General features: G+C 67.4%; 20 protein-coding genes. 10 read left to right on the plus strand and 10 right to left on the minus strand.

Features of this window, described 5'->3' with window-relative positions; translation table 11 throughout:
* Both clsB and B7G53_RS17210 read right to left on the minus strand, forming a co-directional pair.
* Nucleotides 1-566, minus strand: a 566-nt coding sequence (gene clsB / locus B7G53_RS17205) for a cardiolipin synthase ClsB (RefSeq protein ID WP_141396370.1), incomplete at its 3' end; no start/stop codon positions are given.
* Between the two features lie 34 nt (nt 567-600).
* Nucleotides 601-1476: an endonuclease/exonuclease/phosphatase family protein gene (locus tag B7G53_RS17210; RefSeq protein ID WP_096669939.1), complete on the minus strand. Its 876-nt coding sequence runs from the start codon at nt 1474-1476 to the stop codon at nt 601-603.
* A 312-nt stretch (nt 1477-1788) separates the two neighbouring features.
* Between B7G53_RS17210 and B7G53_RS17215 the strand changes: the two genes are divergently transcribed.
* Nucleotides 1789-2265 carry a hypothetical protein gene (locus B7G53_RS17215; RefSeq protein WP_096669941.1) on the plus strand — a complete coding sequence of 159 codons (477 nt, stop codon included), beginning with the start codon at nt 1789-1791 and terminating at the stop codon, nt 2263-2265.
* A 181-nt stretch (nt 2266-2446) separates the two neighbouring features.
* Entirely contained in the window at nt 2447-2815 is a 369-nt protein-coding gene (locus B7G53_RS17220; protein ID WP_096669943.1) for a glutaredoxin domain-containing protein, read from the plus strand.
* 141 nt (nt 2816-2956) lie between these two features.
* Here B7G53_RS17220 and B7G53_RS17225 read toward each other — a convergent pair whose 3' ends face one another.
* From B7G53_RS17225 to B7G53_RS17240, 4 genes are all read right to left on the minus strand, one after another.
* On the minus strand, nt 2957-4027 hold the full coding sequence (locus tag B7G53_RS17225) for a flavodoxin family protein (protein ID WP_096669945.1): 1071 nt from the start codon (nt 4025-4027) through the stop codon (nt 2957-2959).
* Nucleotides 4028-4296: 269 nt separating this feature from the next.
* On the minus strand, nt 4297-4848 hold the full coding sequence (locus B7G53_RS17230) for a Spy/CpxP family protein refolding chaperone (RefSeq protein ID WP_441338993.1): 552 nt from the start codon (nt 4846-4848) through the stop codon (nt 4297-4299).
* A gap of 99 nt (nt 4849-4947) precedes the next feature.
* On the minus strand, nt 4948-5376 hold the full coding sequence (gene cueR / locus B7G53_RS17235; RefSeq protein WP_441338994.1) for a Cu(I)-responsive transcriptional regulator: 429 nt from the start codon (nt 5374-5376) through the stop codon (nt 4948-4950).
* Nucleotides 5377-5384: 8 nt separating this feature from the next.
* Nucleotides 5385-5579, minus strand: a complete 195-nt coding sequence (locus B7G53_RS17240; RefSeq protein ID WP_096669951.1) for a heavy-metal-associated domain-containing protein — start codon at nt 5577-5579, stop codon at nt 5385-5387.
* Between the two features lie 156 nt (nt 5580-5735).
* Here B7G53_RS17240 and B7G53_RS17245 point away from each other — a divergent pair, with 156 nt between their 5' ends.
* Together B7G53_RS17245 and B7G53_RS17250 are read left to right on the plus strand one after the other, a co-directional pair.
* On the plus strand, nt 5736-7940 hold the full coding sequence (locus B7G53_RS17245) for a heavy metal translocating P-type ATPase (RefSeq protein WP_096669953.1): 2205 nt from the start codon (nt 5736-5738) through the stop codon (nt 7938-7940).
* A gap of 44 nt (nt 7941-7984) precedes the next feature.
* Nucleotides 7985-8566 carry a hemerythrin domain-containing protein gene (locus B7G53_RS17250; RefSeq protein ID WP_096669955.1) on the plus strand — a complete coding sequence of 194 codons (582 nt, stop codon included), beginning with the start codon at nt 7985-7987 and terminating at the stop codon, nt 8564-8566.
* 92 nt (nt 8567-8658) lie between these two features.
* Here B7G53_RS17250 and B7G53_RS17255 read toward each other — a convergent pair whose 3' ends face one another.
* Both B7G53_RS17255 and B7G53_RS17260 read right to left on the minus strand, forming a co-directional pair.
* The gene (locus tag B7G53_RS17255; protein WP_096669957.1) at nt 8659-9294 is read right to left on the minus strand and encodes a hypothetical protein; all 636 of its coding nucleotides are present in this window, start codon (nt 9292-9294) and stop codon (nt 8659-8661) included.
* A gap of 53 nt (nt 9295-9347) precedes the next feature.
* Entirely contained in the window at nt 9348-10451 is a 1104-nt protein-coding gene (locus tag B7G53_RS17260) for an alkene reductase (RefSeq protein WP_096669959.1), read from the minus strand.
* Between the two features lie 289 nt (nt 10452-10740).
* Here B7G53_RS17260 and B7G53_RS17265 point away from each other — a divergent pair, with 289 nt between their 5' ends.
* The 4 genes from B7G53_RS17265 (at nt 10741) to B7G53_RS17280 (ending at nt 13651) form a co-directional block, all read left to right on the plus strand.
* Nucleotides 10741-12066 (plus strand): AsmA family protein, encoded by a 1326-nt coding sequence (locus B7G53_RS17265; RefSeq protein WP_096669961.1) that lies wholly within the window; start codon nt 10741-10743, stop codon nt 12064-12066.
* 240 nt (nt 12067-12306) lie between these two features.
* Entirely contained in the window at nt 12307-12492 is a 186-nt protein-coding gene (locus B7G53_RS17270; protein WP_096669963.1) for a DUF1328 domain-containing protein, read from the plus strand.
* Nucleotides 12493-12828, plus strand: coding sequence for a hypothetical protein (locus B7G53_RS17275; RefSeq protein WP_096669965.1), 336 nt, complete (start codon nt 12493-12495; stop codon nt 12826-12828).
* Nucleotides 12809-13651 (plus strand): transglutaminase-like domain-containing protein, encoded by an 843-nt coding sequence (locus B7G53_RS17280; RefSeq protein ID WP_096669967.1) that lies wholly within the window; start codon nt 12809-12811, stop codon nt 13649-13651. The genes B7G53_RS17275 and B7G53_RS17280 overlap by 20 nt, the downstream gene beginning before the upstream one ends.
* A 28-nt stretch (nt 13652-13679) precedes the next feature.
* On the opposite strand, the gene B7G53_RS17285 is transcribed toward B7G53_RS17280, so the two are convergent.
* Nucleotides 13680-14450 (minus strand): class II aldolase/adducin family protein, encoded by a 771-nt coding sequence (locus tag B7G53_RS17285; RefSeq protein WP_096669969.1) that lies wholly within the window; start codon nt 14448-14450, stop codon nt 13680-13682.
* 177 nt (nt 14451-14627) lie between these two features.
* Entirely contained in the window at nt 14628-15608 is a 981-nt protein-coding gene (locus B7G53_RS17290; protein WP_096669971.1) for a helix-turn-helix domain-containing protein, read from the minus strand.
* Nucleotides 15609-15819: 211 nt separating this feature from the next.
* On the opposite strand from B7G53_RS17290, the gene B7G53_RS17295 reads away from it, so the two are divergent.
* The gene (locus B7G53_RS17295; protein ID WP_096669973.1) at nt 15820-17019 is read left to right on the plus strand and encodes an amino acid ABC transporter substrate-binding protein; all 1200 of its coding nucleotides are present in this window, start codon (nt 15820-15822) and stop codon (nt 17017-17019) included.
* 100 nt (nt 17020-17119) lie between these two features.
* The gene (locus B7G53_RS17300) at nt 17120-17995 is read left to right on the plus strand and encodes a branched-chain amino acid ABC transporter permease (protein WP_096669975.1); all 876 of its coding nucleotides are present in this window, start codon (nt 17120-17122) and stop codon (nt 17993-17995) included.
* Nucleotides 17996-17997: the final 2 nt, after the last annotated feature.

Genomic DNA, 17997 nt, shown 5'->3' on the forward strand with positions numbered 1-17997 from the left:
GCGGGGGCCGGCTGGCGGGTGAGAAGCTGGGCCAACCGGCTGCCCGGCGGGTGCTGGCCGAGCCGCAGCTGGGCCCGGACAAACTGGTGAACCTCGGCCACCAGCGGCCCCTCCACTTCAACCGCATAGTCCTGCTTGGCCTCGGGCCCGAAGTCGGCGAGGTGGTCGGCCGAATAGTTGATGCCGCCGACGAAGGCCCGTTTGCCGTCGACCACCACGATCTTGCGGTGCATGCGGCGAAACAGGTTGGTGCGGTAGCCCCACAGGCGGGGGCTGGGGTCGAACACATGCACCCGCACGCCGGCCTGCGTCAGCGCCAGGATGTAGGCCGGCGAGAGATCGGGGGAGCCGTAGCCGTCGATGGTGATGTCGATCCGCACGCCGCGCCGCGCAGCGGTCAACAGCACTTTCTGCAGGGCCAGGCCGACCTTGTCTTCAAACAGGATGAAGGTCTCCAGCAGCACCTCGTGCTCGGCTGCCGCGATGCATTCGAAAACGCGCGGGAAAAAGCCCTCGCCGTTTTCCAGCAAGGTGAAGCGGTTGCCGGCGACCCAGCGGCCGTTCATGAGGTGGTCTCCGGTGCAGGGCCCTGAGGCATGTTCAGAACTCGATTTCAGCGGCCAGCGGTGCGTGGTCCGACAGGTGCGACCAGGGTTTGAGCGGCAGCACGACGGGCGAATGGCCGATCGCGTTGCGCACGTAGATGCGGTCCAGCGGCAGCACCGGAAAACGCGCGGGGAAGGTGCGCGCCGCCTTGCCGTTGGCGTTGACGAACACCTCGTGCATGGCGGCGCCCTGTTCCAGCACGGCATGGGCGCGGCGGCGCCAGTCGTTGAAGTCGCCGGCCGCGATCACCGGCGCGCTGGCCGGGATGTCCTTGTGCACCATGTCGCAGAGCATGTGCAGCTGCTTGAGGCGGTGCGATTCGGCCAGGCCCAGGTGAACGCAGATGGCGTGCACATGCGTGTCGCGGCCGGGCACTTCCAGCACGCAGTGCAGCAGGCCGCGCCGCTCGGGGCCGCTGATGGACACGTCGCGGTTCTCGAAGTGGACGATGGGAAACTTCGACAGCACGGCATTGCCGTGATGGCCGTTGGTGTACACGGCGTTGCGGCCGTAGGCAAACTGCGGCCAGATGGTGTCGGCCAGGAATTCGTAATGCGGTGTGGCCGGGTAGTTGGCGACGCGGCTTTCGTGGCGGGCGTGGGTGCCGGTGACTTCCTGCAGGAACACCACATCGGCGCCGACCGTGCGCACCGCTTCGCGCAGTTCATGCAGGATGAACTTGCGGTTGAAGAAGGTGAAGCCCTTGTGGATGTTGACGGTCAGGACCTTGATGGAGACACTCTGGGCGGCCGTGGCAATGGCCGCCTGGGTTTGCGCCAGTGCATCGGCCTCGTCGGGCGGCGCTTGCACCACGGAGACGGAGGGCGCCACGGGTTCGCTGGGCTTGAGAGGTGTTTCGGAAGAGGGCATGGCGCGGCAAAAGGAGCAAAGCCTTATTGTCGCGCGGCCGTGCCCAAAGGCTGTAGGACAGCAAGCTCATTTGCCGTGTAGCGGGCGGGGTCTTGCGCCCGCATGTCAAGCGTCCGTAAAGGTCGGTGTCCTACGTCAGGCAGGGGGGCTCTCCGGCAGGTCCGGGCCGGCCTGGGTAGTAGATTTGAGTTACCCAGTTCCGACAAGGCGCTGGCGTCTGCAGCCGCCTTTCCGGGCGCCCTGCAGGCTGGCAGTTACTTCAGAGGGTCACGACCCGCCCTGGCCTGCCTGTTTCATCACAAGGAGTTTGAAATGAACAAGTTTTCCATGCGTTCCCTTTCTGCCGCTGCGGCCCTGACCGCCACGCTGGCTTTTGCAGCCCATGCCCAGGTGGGTGTCGGCGCTGACGTCGGTGTGCGCACCGGAGTCAACAACAACATCAGCAGCGACGTGCGAGCCAACGCAGGCGTTGGCGTGAACGCCACTGCTTCCTCGTACGGCACGGCCACGCGCAGCGACAGCTCGATGGGCGCCAACACCGACACACGGGCCGGTGCCCAGGTCTCGGGCGGCAGCGTCAAGGGCACGGTCAGCCGCACAGCGAACCGCACAGAAAACGCCGTGGAGCGTGGTGCCAGCGCGACGAAGAATGTCGCCGGGCGCGCGGTCAACTCGGTGGGCAACGTCGCCCGCCGTGCCGGCAACGGCATCCAGAACGCCTTGCCCGCCAGTGCGCGTGGCAACGTGCAGGGCTCGGCCGCTGTCGGCGGCCAGGTCGAGGCCAAGTAAACCGGTACTGAACCGACGGTCCTGCGGGGCCGGGCCGCCGGGGCATGTTCCCGGTGACCCGGCCCCCTTTTTTTTGCCTGCGTGACGGGCGTCTGCGCGGGCTGTGCCGTATGCTGCGTCTGGTTCCGGCGTGGCCTCAGGCCGGCCACCCGCGTCCCCCATTCCCTGAAAGGATTTCGCCATGCCCCGCGCCATACTTGAGGAGTCCCGCATCCACCCGGCCATCCGGGGCAAGATCGCCCGCCATGAGCAGGCCATCGTGCAGGAAGTGCAGGCCGCCGTGGCCGTCCATCCGGTGGTGGTGGTCGGCATGGCCATGAACCCGTTTCCGCGCAAGGCGCGCCGTGCGCTGGATGCGGCGGGGGTGGCGCACCACTACCTCGAATACGGCAACTACCTCAACACCTGGCGCGAGCGCAATGCCCTGAAGATGTGGACCGGCTGGCCCACCTTTCCCATGATCTTTGTGCGCGGCACGCTGATCGGCGGCGCGGGCGACCTGGACAAGCTGATCGCCAGCGGCGAACTCAAGGCCCTGCTGGGCGGCTGAAGCGGAGTTTAGGCGGGGCACCGTTAACCACATGCGTGGGCGCTCCCTCTTCTCACCAGCCGGGGCCGCAGGCGCAGCGCCCCCCTCGGGGGGCAGAGAGCTACGCGTAGCGAGCGAACGTGGGGGCTCTACGTGGGGGCGCTATTTCGGCCGTGGCCGGGAAAGCCCCTTGTCGGGCTGGGACAGGGTGCCGGCCCGCAAGGCCTTGACGGCGTGGGCCACCGCGCTGGCGACATTGCGCACCTCGGCCTGCATGGGCGCGTCGGCGTCCAGGTCGTCATGGCTGGTGGCGTAAGGCGTGTAGTAGCCGACATAACGGTCCAGCCGGGCCTGGCTGCCGGCGTCGATCAGGCCCATCCAGTCGAGCCAGTCGGACAGGCCGCGCCGCACGCCTTCGATGCCTGCGACATCGCCGTGCACGACCAGGCCGTAGGCGCGGCCGGCCAGGTGTTGGGGGTAGTCCCAGCCCTGCAGCTCCAGCGCCTTGGCCTCGGCGATCTTCTTGCCGTGGGTGCTGGTGGGGTCGGGGTTGCCGCCGTCGGCGCAGACCAGCCGGTCGATCATGAGCTTGAGCGGGCTCGGTGACTGGTACCAGTACACCGGCGTCACGATGATGACCGCATGCGCTGCCGTCCAGCGCTCGTAGATCTCGTTCATCCAGTCGCTGGTTTGTCCCTGGGCATGGTTGGGGTAACAGCTGCAGGGCCAGTGGCACAGCGGCATGGCGGTGGACACGCAGCCTTTGCAGGGATGGATGTTCAAGTGGTAGCTCGATGTGAGCAGGCTGAGGTCGAGCACATCGGTCTGGATCTGTGCCTGCGCGAGGGTTTCTTCGGCCCACTGCACCATGCGGAAGGTTTTCGAGATCTCACCGGGGCAGGTGCCGTCGTTGCGCGCCGAACCGCAGACCAGCAGCACACGTGAGGGTGTCGCCGGGTCCTGCCACACCGCCTGGGCCTGCTCAATACGCGCCTTGGTCGCCAGCCACTCGACGGAGAGGTCGTAGTCCGGGTCGGCGTAACCCGGGCCGGCCTTGCGTGTGCGGGGCGCCTTGCGGCCTTCCTGGTAGGCGTCCCAGGCAATCGCCTCGACGCGGGAGATCGCCTCGGCTTCCGCCTGGAAGGCCGGGTCCATGAAGGATTCCATGAAACGTTCATGGAACACGCTGCGCGATAAAGCGGCCGGCGCCTGGCCTGTGCGGATGGAGGTCATGGCGCCAGTTTAGGCAGGCCGCCCGCTGGAAAAGCGAAGCTTGCACCTCGTCCTACGCGGGAAGGCGGTGGCGTCTGGCGAGGCAGGAAAAATGAGTCAAAAGTGCGTCCAGCCCAAGACCTGTCTACGCAAGCAGCTCCTGAAAGCAGAGCGCTTCAAGTGCGACCCGCCATCAAAAAAGCCTGCGCCACGCCCGACGGGGACGCGGCGCAGGCTGGAGGCAGGCTGCGTTCAGGGCGGTGAGGGCCGCCCTGTGGCGCCAGGAAGGCTCAGCCTTTGTGATGCTGGCCGTGGTGTCCACCATGGCCCATGCCGCCGCGGCCCATGCGCTGGCTGTCAAAGACTTTTTGCTGCTCGGGGCTGAGCGCGGCATAAAAGGTCTTGGTCGCCTCGCCGCGTTTGTCCATGGCGGCGCTCATCTCGGCCATGCGCTGGGTGCGCAGGGCACGCATCTTGTCGATGCGCTCGGGCGTGGTCAGCTTGTCGAACTCGGCCTTCATGGCGGCGCGGTCGGGGCGGGCGCCGTGAACCGGCGGCTGCCTGGAGGCGGTGAAGGCTGTCCACGCGCCTTCCTGGGCCGGCGTGAGCTTGAGTTTGGCCTTGAGCTCGGTCTGGTGCTTGGCGATGCGCGCCTGCATCTGGGCGGGGTCATGGCGGCCCATGTGGTCGCCATGGTGGCCACCGGCTTTGGCCGGCGTGCCCGCTGTGGCGGGTGCCGCGGGCGCAACGGTTTGTGCCGTGGCGGCCAGGGCCGCGGTGGCCATGATGCCGGCGAGCACCAGGGACTGGACTGATTTCAGGGGTGTGAACATAGAGGTCATGAAAGCTTCCTTTCGGTAGAAGACAAGCCTGTGGCCGGGAGTGGCGTGAGGTTGAAGGGAAGTTTGCGCCGCCTGTGTAAGGGCGCCATGACGCCTGCGTCAGGATTTTGTAAAGTTTTTTTGCAGAACCGGGCGCGGGGCCACGCCGGCAAGGTCGTCGAGGATGGGGCAGTCGGGCCGGTCGTTGCCCTGGCAGCAGTGGATCAGGTGACCCAGCGTTTTCTGCATGGCCTGCATGGCGGCGATGCGCTGGGCCAGGTCGTCGGCGTGTTTCTGCGCAATGCGCCGCACGTTTTCGCTGGCGCGGCGGCGGTTTTGCCAGAGGCTGACCAGCTCGGCGATTTCCGGCATGGAAAAACCAAGCTCGCGCGAGCGCTTGATGAAGCGCAGCGTGTGGACCTCGGTTTCGCTGTACTGGCGGTAGCCGCTGTCGCTGCGGTGCACATGCGGCAGCAGCCCCAGCGACTCGTAGTGCCGCACCATCTTGGCGGACACGCCGGACTGGCGCGCCGCCTCACCGATGTTCATGGGTGCGCTCATGCGGTGGCATAGCCTTCTTCGGAAATCGCCGCAATGATGGCCTCGCGGGGCTGGTCCGACCGCACCTCCACCTTGCCGGCTGCGCGATCTATCTTGACTTCGGCCTGCGGATCGAGGGTCTTGACGGCCTGGGTCACGGCGCGTTCGCAATGGCCGCAGGTCATGCCCTGTACGTTGAAGGTCTGGTCCATGGGGTTGTCCTTTCGGGGTTGACTGGAAGAAGCCTGAAGCCTGAAGCTTGCCACCATGGTAAGGTCAAGCGGGTTGGCACCAAACCCCTGCGTTGCGTAAGGTTGATCTCGATCAAGGTTTGACCTTGCCATGATGTCAAGGTTGACCATTCATTCATGAACACCACCCTCTCCCCCTCTACCCTGGACCTTGGCGTTGACGGCATGACCTGTGCGTCGTGTGTGTCGCGTGTTGAGAAGGCCCTGAAAAAAATCCCTGGCGTGCAAGACGCGATCGTGAACCTCGCCACCGAATCGGCGCGGGTGGTCTACGCCCCTTCGGCGCAGATGGACGCGCAGATTCGCCGCGCGGTGCGCAACGCCGGCTATGAGCCGCGCGCGGCGGAGGAAGCCGTGCCGGAAGAGCTTTCGCCGTGGGCCGGCTTTGCGCCGGTGGCCATCGGCCTGCTGCTCTCGGCGCCGCTGGTCGTGCCCATGCTCGGCGACCTGCTGGGCAAACACTGGATGCTGCCCGCCTGGCAGCAGTTCCTGCTGGCGACGCCGGTGCAGTTCATCCTGGGCGCGCGTTTTTACAAGGCGGGCTGGCATGCGCTCAAGGCGCTGACTGGCAACATGGACCTGCTGGTGGCCATTGGCACCAGCGCGGGTTGGGGCCTGTCGGTGTGGCTGTGGCTCAGTGCCGAGGCCGACACGATGCCGCATCTTTATTTCGAGGCCTCGGCCGTGGTGGTCACGCTGGTGCTGCTGGGCAAGTGGCTGGAGACGCGCGCCAAGCGCCAGACCACGGCGGCGATACGCGCGCTGCATGCCTTGCGGCCGGAGGTCGCGCATGTGCTGCAGGGCTCGGGCGAGGAAGCCGACCTGCCGGTGGCCGAGGTGCTGCTGGGCGACCGCCTGGTGGTGCGGCCGGGCGAGCGCATCCCGATGGACGGCCTGCTGCAGCAAGGGCAGACCCAGGTGGATGAATCGATGCTCACCGGCGAGCCGCTGCCGGTGACCAAACAAGCCGGCGACAGGCTCACCGGCGGCAGCATCAACGGTGACGGGCGGGTGGTGCTGCAGGTAAGTGCCGTGGGCAGCGAAAGTGTGCTGGCCCACATCATCCGCCTGGTGGAGGACGCGCAGGCCGCCAAGGCCCCCATCCAGCGTCTGGTGGACCAGGTCTCGGCCGTGTTTGTGCCGGTGGTGCTGGCCATTGGCCTGCTCACCTTGCTGGGCTGGCTGTGGGCCGGCGCCGGCATGGAGACGGCGCTGATCCATGCGGTGGCCGTGCTGGTGATTGCCTGTCCCTGTGCGCTGGGGCTGGCCACGCCGGCAGCCATCATGGCGGGCACCGGGGTGGCGGCGAAAAACGGCATTCTGATCAAGGACGCGCAGGCGCTGGAACTGGCGCACCAGGTCGACACCGTGGCCTTTGACAAGACCGGCACGCTGACCGTCGGGCGGCCGCGGCTGGTGGCATTCGTCGTGTCTCCAGACGCCGACGAAGCGGCACAGCTGGCGGTCGCCGCCAGCCTGCAAAGCGGCAGCGAACACCCGCTGGCTCGCGCGGTGGTGGCCGCCGCCCAGGAGCGCGGCATGACGGTGGCGCAGCCTGATGGCCTGCGTGCCGTGCCGGGCCGCGGCAGCGAGGGCGAGGTCGGCGTGCGCAGCTACCTGATCGGCAGCCTGCGCTGGATGGATGAACTCGGTGTGGACCTGGGCGCGCTGGCGGTGCAGGCGCAGCGGCTGCAGGGCGAAGGCGCGACGCTGGCGCTGCTGGTGGAACGCACGACCGCGGGCCTGAGCCCCCGGGCGTTGATGGCGTTTGCCGACGAACCCAAGGCCGGGGCCAAAGAAGCGCTGGCGGCGCTGCGCGTGCGCGGCATCCGCATCGTCATGATCTCCGGCGACAACCAGGGCGCGGCGCTGGCCATGGGTGCGCGTCTGGGTCTGGGTGCCGACGAGGTGATGGCGGAGGTGTTGCCCGGCGACAAGGCGGCAAAGGTGGCGGCGCTGAGGGCCGGCGGCCACACTGTGGTCATGGTCGGTGACGGCGTCAACGATGCGCCGGCGCTGGCGGCGGCCGATGTCGGCATGGCCATGGGCACGGGCACCGATGTGGCCATGCACGCGGCCGGCATCACGCTGATGCGCGGCGACGTGGCGCTGGTCGCCGGTGCGCTCGACATCTCGCACCGCACGGTGATGAAGATCCGGCAGAACCTGTTCTGGGCCTTTGCCTACAACGTGGCCGGCATCCCGCTGGCGGCGCTGGGTTTCCTGAGCCCGGTGGTGGCCGGTGCGGCGATGGCGCTGTCCAGCGTCAGCGTGATCTCGAACGCGCTGCTGCTCAAGCGCTGGCGGCTGCGCCGGGATTGACGTGGATCAAGGTTTGGCGCCGGGGCCTGTGACAAGCTGCCGCCATGACTCATTCCTCACTGCAAATCATCCGCGACGAGCACGCGGCCGTGGCCGCCATGTTGCGCTCCCTCGTCATGATGATGGAGCGTGGTCCGGGCGACGCGCCGGAGCGCTTTTTTGACGTATTGCGCGCGATGCTGTTTTACATCGACGAGTTTCCCGAGCGGCGCCATCACCCGAAGGAGTCGGACCTGCTGTTTCCCCGGCTGGCGCGCGTGGCGCCCGAGCTGATGCCGGTGATACGCCAGCTCGAGTCCGACCACATGAAAGGCGAAGGCAAGGTGCGCGAACTGCAGCACCTGCTGCTGGCCTGGGAGCTGATCGGTGAGACGCGGCGCGCCGCGTTCACCGAGGCGGCGCAGGCCTATGTGGGCTTTTACCTCGAGCACATGCGCACCGAGGAAACGCAGATCCTGCCGGCGGCGCAGAAGGCCCTGACGGCCGAGGACTGGGTGCAGCTGGACGCGGCCTTCCAGCATGAGCGCGACCCGCTCGCCGGCGGCCTGCGCGACCCGTGTTACGACCGGCTGTTCACACGCATTGTGCTGACCGCGCCTGCGCCGATCGGCGTCGGCGCCGCCTGAATTTTCCTCAAAAATACCTGTAGCCCGCGTCTGGCGGTTGTTAACAGCTATTTATTTTGTAGCAACGCAGGCCCCGGCGCTGCCGCCTGGCCTCAAAACGACTGCTTGAGTCCGACGCTGACCAGCGTTTCCCGATTGCTGCGGCCCACGGTCGCATCGAGCTGGAGCCGGTGGGTCAGGTTGCTGCGTGCACCGACCTGGACGGTGGGCTTGGCCAGCTGTTGGCCGAAAGCCTCCACATGCAGGGTGGCCACGCCGAACGCACGTTCATGGGCCAGCCCCCAGGTCGCCACCCCCGGCCCGCCCGACGGCCGCTGTCCGCCGAGATTGAGGTGGGTCGCCCCCCACGTGCTGTTGCAGGTCAACAGGCCGTTGAGGAAGGGCGTGGTGCCGCCCTGGCCGCGGGTTTGCGTGGCACCCAGCACGGCGGCGGTATGGCAGCCGGCCTCCTGTGACGGTGTGATGCGCCACTTGGCCTGCAGCGCCTGGCTGGTGCTGGCGGCGGTTCGGTCGCGTGTGACCGAGGCGCCGAGCTCCAGGCCATCGACCGGCGCGTAAGCCGGTGCCAGCGTCCAGGTGTGGGCGTGGCCCGGCAGGCGCGCATACCAGCCCTCGATGTGGCCGGTGCCCGCGTCGTCGGTGTTGGCATCGTCCACCGTTAGCGGGCGCCCGGCATGGGCCGAAAGGCAGGCCAGCAGGCCGCTGGCGACCAGCAGGGGGCGAAACAAAAAAACGGCGGCATGAAGAACATGCCGCCGAGTTTAGGGGAAGGCCGCGCGGGTCAGGCCAGCGCCGGGTAGTCGGTGTAGCCCTGCGCGCCGCCGCCGTAGAAGGTCGCCTTGTCGGGAGTGTTCAGTGGCGCGCCCTCGCGCAGGCGGCGCACCAGGTCGGGGTTGGCGATGTAGGCCTTGCCGAAGGCGACCAGGTCGGCGCCGTCCTGCACGGCCTGGTCGGCCAGGGCCTGGTCGTAGCCGTTGTTGACCATCCACGCGCCCTTGCCGCCCGCCGCGCGGTAGGCCGCCTTGAGTGCGGCGTAGTCAAACGGCCGGTCGGGCAGCTCGCGCGGGCCGCCGGTGGCGCCTTCGATGATGTGGATGTAGGCCAGGTTCAGCGTGGCCAGTTCGCGGATCACATGGTCGAACAGCGGCTGCGGGTCGGCATCGAACACGTCGTTGGCCGGGGTCACCGGCGACAGGCGAATGCCGGTGCGGCCGCCGCCGATGGCGCCGGTGATGGCGCGGGTCACTTCCAGCAGCAGGCGGGCGCGGTTTTCGATGCTGCCGCCGTAGTCGTCGGTGCGCTGGTTGGCGCTGCTCTTGAGGAACTGATCCAGCAGGTAGCCGTTGGCGCCGTGGATTTCCACGCCGTCGAAGCCGGCGGTTTCGACCGCGTTGCGCGCCGCCGCCTGGTAGGTGTGCACGATGCCGGGCAACTCGCCGGCATCCAGCGCACGCGGCTCGGAGGTGTCGACAAAAACCGGCGCGCCGTCCCTGATCAGCACGGTTTTGGTCTTGGCGGTGATGGCCGAGGGTGCCACCGGCTTGCCGCCCCCGGGTTGCAGGTCGGTGTGCGAGACGCGGCCCACATGCCAGAGCTGGACCACGATCTTGCCGCCGGCCTGGTGCACGGCGGCGGTGACTTTTTTCCAGCCGTCGAGCTGCTCGGTACCGTACAGGCCCGGCACGTCGGCATAACCCTGGCCCTGCTGGCTGATGGCAGTGGCTTCGGTGATCAGCAGGCCGGCGCTGGCGCGCTGGCTGTAGTACTCGGCCATCAGGGGCGTGGGAATGGCGTCGGGCGCGCGGTTGCGCGTGAGCGGCGCCATGACGATGCGGTTGGCAAGGTGCAGGTCGCCGGCCTGGACGGGGTCGAACAAAGTGGGCATGAAGAAAACTCTCAGTGAAAAGTTGAAGACAGCCCGCAGTGTGGGCGGATATCGATTGGCTTGTGCAACACGGGCTGATGGATTCGTGTTAGCCGCGATGGCGTACGCCTGACAAGTTACCGCAGCTTTGCCGTGCGTCTCTTGATCTGGCCCAAGGAGGCGTTCACGGGGCCCGCCTGACGCAGGTGGGCGCCCATCCTGCAGCGGTTGATGTCAGCCGGCCTTCGTGGTCTAGCGCCGTGTGTACCCGAGGGCGCGCCGCCCTGCCGGGACTCGCCACAATACGGGCATGGCAAGAATTTTCAGAGGGGTCCTGTGGCTGGCGCTGGCCGCCGTGTTGTTGCTGGCCGGGGTGGCGCTGGCGCTGCACGGCTGGGTGGGCAGCGACGATTTCAGGCAGCGCGTGCAGCAGGAGGCCTCCGCGGCGCTGGGCCTGCCGGTGCGGGTGGGCGGCATCGAGGTGGCGCTGTGGCCGCTGCCGGCCGTGGCGCTGAGCGGCATCGAGGTGCAAAGCCGGCCGCCGCTGACCCTGGCGCGGCTGGAGTTGCGTCCGGGCTGGGCGGCGCTGCTGCAGGGCCGGCTCGAGGTGGCCACGCTGGTGCTGCGGGACGCGGTGTTGCCGCAGCAGGCGATCGACGCGATTTTGTTGTCGCTACAAAAAAAGAAGCAAGCAGCGCTCGCCGCGCCTGGGCTGCAGCCCAAAAGGGCTTCAAGTCTTCAGCCCGCGGGTGCGGGGGCTGCGGAGGGTGGGGCGGCGGTGGACCGCTGGCTGCCGCGCCGCGCGCTGCTGCAGGACGTGAGCTGGGTCAGCCTCAAGGGCTCGCGCACCACGGTGGATGCCGGGATGCGCCTGGGCGCCGACAGCCTGCCCGAGGAGGCCTCGCTCAAGGTCACGCAAGGCCATTTGCGGGGGCTCCACGGCAGCCTGCAGCGTGAGGAGGCCGGCCAGTGGGCGCTGCGTGTGGAGGTCGGCGGCGGCACGGTCGCGGGCCGGCTGGGCATGCAGCGCGCGCCGTCGGCGCAGGGCGGCCAGGCGCTGGTGCTGCAGGGCAAGCTGGAAACCCGCGGGGTGGAGGTGTCGGCGCTGACCGCGCCGAACCGCCCGCTCAGCGGCCGGCTGGAGGCGTCCACCACGCTCAGGGCCGCTGCGGCAACCACCGCCGGCCTGGTTGACGCGCTGCAGACGCAGACGCGCTTCACCGTGAAGGACGCAGTGCTCAACGGCATGGACCTGGTCAAGGCGGTGCAGACCGTGGGCCTGAGCCGCGGCGGACAGACGCGGCTGGACACGCTGGCCGGGCAGGTGCAGTCGCAGGGACGGGCCGCGCAGCTGAACAACCTGGTGGCCAGTTCCGGGGCGCTGAGCGCCACCGGCAACGTGGCCGTATCAGCCAGCCAGGCCCTGAGCGGGCGCGTGAGCGTGAGCTTGGGCAACACCGTCGGGGTGCCGCTGGTGGTGGGCGGCACGCTGGCGGCACCCGAGGTCACGCTGACCCGCGGGGCGCTGCTGGGCGCGGCTGTCGGCACGGTGGTGATGCCCGGCGTCGGGACCGGCGCCGGCATGGAACTCGGCGACCGGCTCGGCCAGGGCCTGAACAAACTCTTCGGCAAGTAGGGCCAGCGCCACGCCCGGCCGCCCGGTTTGTGGTTGAAATCGGCTTCAGCCCTTTTCCTGCCTGCGCCGGCAGCTATGAAAAAAGGAGTGCTCGGGCTGTCCGGTTTGTCCTACAGCGGTGCGCGCCGGCTGCTGATTCGGCGCGCGCGGACCGCCGCCTACCATCGTCCTGACTGTTGAGAGGCACTTGCCGGGCTTGCATTTGCCTGGCGCCTTTTTATCCTTTCAGGGAGAGACACCATGTTGAAGTACGCCATTGTTTTCGCCCTCATTTCGCTGATTGCCGGAGCCCTGGGCTTTGGCGGCATTGCCGCCGGCTCTGCGGGCATTGCCAAAATCCTGTTCGGCCTGTTCCTGATCCTGGCGCTGGTGTTTATCGTGCTGGCAGCCCTCGGGGTGGGTGCGGCCCGGAAGGCGCTCAAGTAAATGCCGCTGTCACCGAATGTCGGCGTCATGTCCCGGGTGCCTCCGAGCGAACCTCCCGCCAAGGGCCGCCGCGCCGAAGTCTCGCGCGTGGACAGCCAGCGGGCCAGCCTGGCGCAACTGCTGCTGGTGGCGCGCCTGCGGGCGCGCACCCGGCGCGACTTGGCGGTGGATTCGCTGGAGCGCGCCGCCCACGTGATTTTTGTGACCTGCAAGAACTGGTTTCTGTCGTCGCCGGAGCGCGACGGGCAGGTGCCCCCGGCGGCCGCCGGCGCGCCGCTTGTGCCGCCCTCCGACAACACCCCCAACAAGGACCTTGATGCACACCGCCACGATTGACTGCCTGCTGGACTACGACGTCGCCAGCCCCACCCATTTCTGCTTCAGCATCGAGGCGGCCTTTCACGATGCCCACCGCGTGGTGGAGGAGCGCCTGACCGTCACGCCCAGCGTCAAGGTGCGCCATTTCTGTGACGAGCGCAGCGGCAACCGTTTTTTCCGGCTGGACGCCTCGCGCGGCCAGTTGTCAGTGAACTACCACGCGCAGGTCGAGCTTCACCATGCGCCGGTGCCGCTGCACCTGGAGGAGGCGGCGGTGACGGCGGTGCCCGACGACGTCCTGCGTTACCTGATGCCCAGCCGCTACTGCGAGTCCGACATCATGAGCCGCGCCGCGCAGCAGCTGTTTGGCCATATCTCGCCGGGTTTGTCGCGGGTGCGGGCGATTGAAAGCTGGATCCACGACTCCATCCATTACCTGCCGGGCTTCAGCAATTCAACCACCACGGCGCAGGAGGTGTTTGTGCACCGCGCCGGCGTCTGCCGCGACTTTGCGCACCTGGGCATCACCTTGTGCCGTGCGCTGAACATTCCGGCGCGCCTGGTGGTCGGCTACGTTTATTTTGACGAGCCACCGCAGGATTTTCACGCGGTGTTCGAGGCCTGGCTGGATGGCCGCTGGGTGCTGTTTGATGCAACCCGCATGGCGCCCAACGATCGCCTGGTACGGGTCGGCACCGGGCGCGATGCCAAGGACGTGGCCTTTGCCACGATTTTTGGCAACGTGCGGATGCTGCGCAAGGAACTGGTGGTGGACCAGGGCGACAGCTCAGTGCGCCAGGCGACCGATACCTTGCCGCCAGCCCTGTCCATGGCCGCCTGAACGGCCGGCCGGTCAGCACGTCAGCACTTCAGGACTTGTAACCCTCGTCGATCCGGTCGAGCTTGCGGATCAGCGAGGGCCAGGCAAAGGCGCCGCCCAGGCCGCCGGTCTGCACGCGCATGGCTTCGGCCACCCCCTTGACGATTTGCGGGTTCACCGGAATCAGTTCGCCGCCCGCCTGCGCGTCGAGCTGGATGCGGCAGGTGTTCTCGAAGGTGTACATGCTGAGGAAGGCGTCGGCAATCGTCTTGCCGACCACCAGCAGGCCGTGGTTGCGCAGCATGAGGAAGTTGGCCGTGCCCAGGTCGGCCTGCAGGCGCGGCTTTTCATCGTCGCGAAAGGCCACGCCTTCGTACGCGTGGTAGGCCAGCGAGCCCAGCACAAAGGTCGACTGCTGGCTGATCGGCAACACGCCGCATTTCTGCGCGCTGACGGCGACGCCGGCGCGGGTGTGGGTGTGCAGCACGCAGCCGGCGTCCGCCCGGGCCTCGTGCACCGCGCTGTGGATCACGAAGCCGGCCGGGTTCACCGGGAAGGCGGAGTCGATCACCTTGTTGCACTGTTCGTCGACCTTGACCAGGCTGGAGGCGGTGATCTCGTCGAACATCAGGCCATAGGGATTGATCAGGAAGTGGTGCGCGCCGGCGCCGCTGACCGATTCGGGCAGCTTGGCGCTGATGTGCGTGAAGACCAGGTCGCTCCAGCCGTACAGCGCCGCCAGCCGGTAGCAGGCGGCCAGGTCGCAGCGCAGTTGCCATTCTTCGGCACTGACAACTTCCTTGAGGGAGGGAATATGCATGAGGGTCTCCTGAATGGGGGTGATGCTGCACGATACGCCAGCGCAGCGGCGGCGACGGTCACCCGTTTGACAAGCGCCTGATCAGCCTGAGGTCATCCCGAAGCGCTATTAAAAGAAGAGCTGTCGGCGTACGTCCTCTAAGGGCTAACGGCCCATTTGGTGCTGAATCGGGCCGCTTCAGTGGCGCAGCAGCCCGGCGGCCGCGTTGAGCAGCCAGGCCTGCCGGAATTCGCTCGGGCTCAGGCCGGTGTGGCCGCGGAACACGCGGCTGAAATGCGAGAGGTTGCTGAACCCCCAGGACAGCGCAATGTCGGTGATGGGGCGCGCCTGCGGCCCGTGTTGCTGCAGCTCGCGGATGCAGGCCTGCAGGCGCAGGTGCAGGATGTAGCTGGCCAGGGTGTCGGTTTCACCGGCGAAGGCGTTGTGCAGATGGCGCTTGCTGCAATTGAGCGCGTGGGCGATCTGCTCGATGGACAGGGCCGGGTCGCGCAGCCGGGTGCTGACATAGGCGCGGATGCGGTCCTTCAGGGCCTCGCGCTGCGTCACGGCGGTGGCCTGCCCGGCCAGTTCGATCAGCGACAGGCGCACCAGCTGGGCGATCAGCTCGCCGGCACCGCGGGCGGCGGCCACGCTCATGTTGGGCAGCTCCTGGTAGGTGCTGCGCATGGTGGTGAGCGCCACCCGGGCGATGCCGCTGGCGCCGCCCACGTGGCGCGCCATCAGGTGCTCCAGCGGCAGGCCGCGCTCGATGAGCTGCGCCTTGGGCAGCATCACGATCAGGTGTTCCACGCGTTCGGGGTTGTCCACCGCGTAGGAGCCGGTGGTGTCGTAAATGGTCCAGGCCCCGGGGCTGACCCAGGCGCGCCGGCCCATCTGCTCGACCCCGGCGCGGCCCTGCAGCGGCGCCACGATCTTGAGGTAACCCGCATCGCTGGCGCGCACCATGTCCGGGGTGCGCACGACGCGGTGGCGGTTGGCTTCCAGCCGGGTCAGCACCACGTCGCCGGCCTGGGCCGAGACCATTTCGCCGTCGAAGTCGGTGTCGCCGTAGAGGTCCGATTCCAGGCCGCCGAAATGTTTCCAGATCCACTCTCGCCACACCGGTGCGCGCTCGCGCGGGGCGAAGTCGTTGGTCGATACCAGGGTGGCCGCGGTCATGCTTGTCTCCGGTTGATGAACAGGCCCGGGGCCTGTGGAAAGATTATGGGTGTTGTGCCTTGTCCTGTTGCAGTTTCAGGTCAAGGGTTAACCCGGATCGCCGTGCGCTGACCGTCAACTGCTTTGTGCGCGCAAAGCAAAGCGTCGGGCCCGGTGTCTGCCTATCATGCGGGTTCCAACAGCCCTTCAGGGCGACTACACAGGAGACACCATGGTCCAGTCATCGAAGCGTCAATTGCTCAAGGGCGCGGCAGCCGCCGTCGGGGCCGCCGCCTTTGCCCCCTCCCTGTTTGCCCAGGCGGGCCCGGTGCGCATCGGCTATGCCATTGCCCGCACCGGCCCATGGACCGGCGGCGCGCAGGTCAGCCAGGAGCCCAACTACCTGCTCTGGGCCGAGCAGGTCAAGGCGGCCGGCGGGCTGGACGTCAAGGGCACGAAACGGCCGATCGAGCTGATCAGCTCCGACGACCGCAGCGACATCGAGACCTGCGTGCGTTCGTATGAAAAACTGATGGGCAGCGACAAGGTCGATTTGATCCTGCCGCCCTGGGGCTCGAACGCCAATTTTGCGATCGCTCCGCTGGCCAACCGCATGGGTTACCCGGTGCTGGCGCCCACCGCGCTGTCGCGCAAGCTGGTCGAGCTGAAACTGCCGAATTTCTTTTTGCTGCTGCAGCAGCCCGACCGCATGGTGGGCGCGCTGGTGGACATGCTGGTGGCCAATGGCGTGAAGACGGTAGCCGTCATTTACGTGGACGACCTGTTCGGCCTGGAGAATTTCTCTGCGCTCAAGGTCGCGCTGCGCAGCACCAGCATCCAGGTGGTGGAAGAAAAAAGCTACCCCGGCGACATCAAGGACCTGTCGCCGGTGCTGCGTGCCATCAAGGACAAGAACCCGGAGGCCTTCATCGGCCTGAGCTACCCGCCCGACACCATCCTGGCCAGCAAGCAGTCCAAGGAAATCGGCTTCAACCCGCGCTTTTACTATGCCTCGGTCGGCACCGCCTTCCAGCTCTACCGCAATGTGATGACACCGGCCGGCGCCGAAGGCGTGCTCGGCATGGGCTCATGGAACAGCAAGACCAGCCCGGGCGCCAAGGCCTACTTCGATGCGCATACCAAGAAGTTCGGCGGCAAGGAGCCGGATCGCTGGGCCAGCGGCCACTGCTGGGCCGGCCTGGAGATCCTGCAGGCGGCCGTGGCCAAGTCTGGCCTGGACCGCAAGGCGATCCGCGACTACATCGCCGGCAACACACACAAGACCATCATCGGCGACATCAAGTTCACCGGCAGTGAAAACACCGCCACGCCGGGCACGGTGGGCCAGTGGCAAAACGGCGAGTTCGAGGTGGTGTGGCCGCAGAAGATGGCCACCGCCAAGCTCAGCCTCGTCAAGCCCGCCTGGAAATAATCAGCCTCTCCCCCGAAGCGCCTTCGGCGCCTCCCCCTCGAGGGGGCGACACCTGCGGACCGGCAAAGCCGTCTCCGCGGTGTCCCTGAAACAGAGACCCATGTCACTTTTTTCCTGGTTTGAACTGATCGCCTCCGGGCTGATCACCGGCGGCATCTACGCGCTGGTGGCGCTCGGGCTGAACCTGCAGTACGGGCTGATGCGCATCCTGAACATCGCGCACGGCGAGTTCCTGATGCTGGGCGCCTACCTGACCTGGATGGCACACACCACGCTCGGCATCTCTCCGCTGCTGATGGTGCCGGTGTCCTTTCTGGCGCTGATGGCGCTGGGCCTGGTGATTCACAAGCTGTGTTTCCGGCGCCTGACCGTCACCTCGCCGAACCTCGACATCTTCGAGGCGCGCGGCCTGATGGTGGCCTTCGGCCTGATGTTCCTGGTGCAGAACTTCGCCTCCTTCATGTGGGGCGGCGACCTGCGCGGCTACGACTACCTGGCCGAACCGGTGAAGATCGGCGAGGCCCAGTTTGCCGGCAACAAGCTGCTGGTGTTCGGCCTGGCGCTGCTGTTCAGCGGCGCGCTGATTGCGCTGCTGCGCTTCACGCTGCTCGGCAAGGGGGTGCGTGCACTGATGCAGTCGCCGACCGGCGCGCAGCTGGTGGGCATCGACACGCAGCGCCTGCACCCGCTGATGTTCGGCATCGGCCTGGGGCTGTCGGGTGTGGCCGGCTGCCTGCTGTCCATGGCCTACACCATCACGCCGTCCATGGGTGAGCCCTACACCGTCACCGCGCTGATCGTCATCACGCTGGGTGGCTTCGGCAGCATGAGCGGCGCGCTGGCCGGCGGGCTGCTGCTGGGCGTGGTGGAAGTGCTGGGCATGCATTTCACGAATCCCTCGCTGAAAGCGCTGCTGTCTTACAGCGTGTTTATTGCGGTGTTGTTGTTGCGGCCGCGCGGCCTGTTTGCGAAGTAAGA

The sequence above is a fragment of the Polaromonas sp. AET17H-212 genome (genome assembly GCF_002379085.1).
Classification (GTDB): domain Bacteria; phylum Pseudomonadota; class Gammaproteobacteria; order Burkholderiales; family Burkholderiaceae_C; genus Polaromonas.

Bases quoted from the DNA above. Each gene is read 5' to 3' on its own strand.
- B7G53_RS17210 (WP_096669939.1), bottom strand. From the start codon at position 1,476: ATGCCCTCTTCCGAAACACCTCTCAAGCCCAGCGAACCCGTGGCGCCC.
- B7G53_RS17215 (WP_096669941.1), top strand. From the start codon at position 1,789: ATGAACAAGTTTTCCATGCGTTCCCTTTCTGCCGCTGCGGCCCTGACC.
- B7G53_RS17220 (WP_096669943.1), top strand. From the start codon at position 2,447: ATGCCCCGCGCCATACTTGAGGAGTCCCGCATCCACCCGGCCATCCGG.
- B7G53_RS17225 (WP_096669945.1), bottom strand. From the start codon at position 4,027: ATGACCTCCATCCGCACAGGCCAGGCGCCGGCCGCTTTATCGCGCAGC.
- B7G53_RS17230 (WP_441338993.1), bottom strand. From the start codon at position 4,848: ATGACCTCTATGTTCACACCCCTGAAATCAGTCCAGTCCCTGGTGCTC.
- cueR (WP_441338994.1), bottom strand. From the start codon at position 5,376: ATGAACATCGGTGAGGCGGCGCGCCAGTCCGGCGTGTCCGCCAAGATG.
- B7G53_RS17240 (WP_096669951.1), bottom strand. From the start codon at position 5,579: ATGGACCAGACCTTCAACGTACAGGGCATGACCTGCGGCCATTGCGAA.
- B7G53_RS17245 (WP_096669953.1), top strand. From the start codon at position 5,736: ATGAACACCACCCTCTCCCCCTCTACCCTGGACCTTGGCGTTGACGGC.
- B7G53_RS17250 (WP_096669955.1), top strand. From the start codon at position 7,985: ATGACTCATTCCTCACTGCAAATCATCCGCGACGAGCACGCGGCCGTG.
- B7G53_RS17260 (WP_096669959.1), bottom strand. From the start codon at position 10,451: ATGCCCACTTTGTTCGACCCCGTCCAGGCCGGCGACCTGCACCTTGCC.
- B7G53_RS17265 (WP_096669961.1), top strand. From the start codon at position 10,741: ATGGCAAGAATTTTCAGAGGGGTCCTGTGGCTGGCGCTGGCCGCCGTG.
- B7G53_RS17270 (WP_096669963.1), top strand. From the start codon at position 12,307: ATGTTGAAGTACGCCATTGTTTTCGCCCTCATTTCGCTGATTGCCGGA.
- B7G53_RS17275 (WP_096669965.1), top strand. From the start codon at position 12,493: ATGCCGCTGTCACCGAATGTCGGCGTCATGTCCCGGGTGCCTCCGAGC.
- B7G53_RS17280 (WP_096669967.1), top strand. From the start codon at position 12,809: ATGCACACCGCCACGATTGACTGCCTGCTGGACTACGACGTCGCCAGC.
- B7G53_RS17285 (WP_096669969.1), bottom strand. From the start codon at position 14,450: ATGCATATTCCCTCCCTCAAGGAAGTTGTCAGTGCCGAAGAATGGCAA.
- B7G53_RS17290 (WP_096669971.1), bottom strand. From the start codon at position 15,608: ATGACCGCGGCCACCCTGGTATCGACCAACGACTTCGCCCCGCGCGAG.
- B7G53_RS17295 (WP_096669973.1), top strand. From the start codon at position 15,820: ATGGTCCAGTCATCGAAGCGTCAATTGCTCAAGGGCGCGGCAGCCGCC.
- B7G53_RS17300 (WP_096669975.1), top strand. From the start codon at position 17,120: ATGTCACTTTTTTCCTGGTTTGAACTGATCGCCTCCGGGCTGATCACC.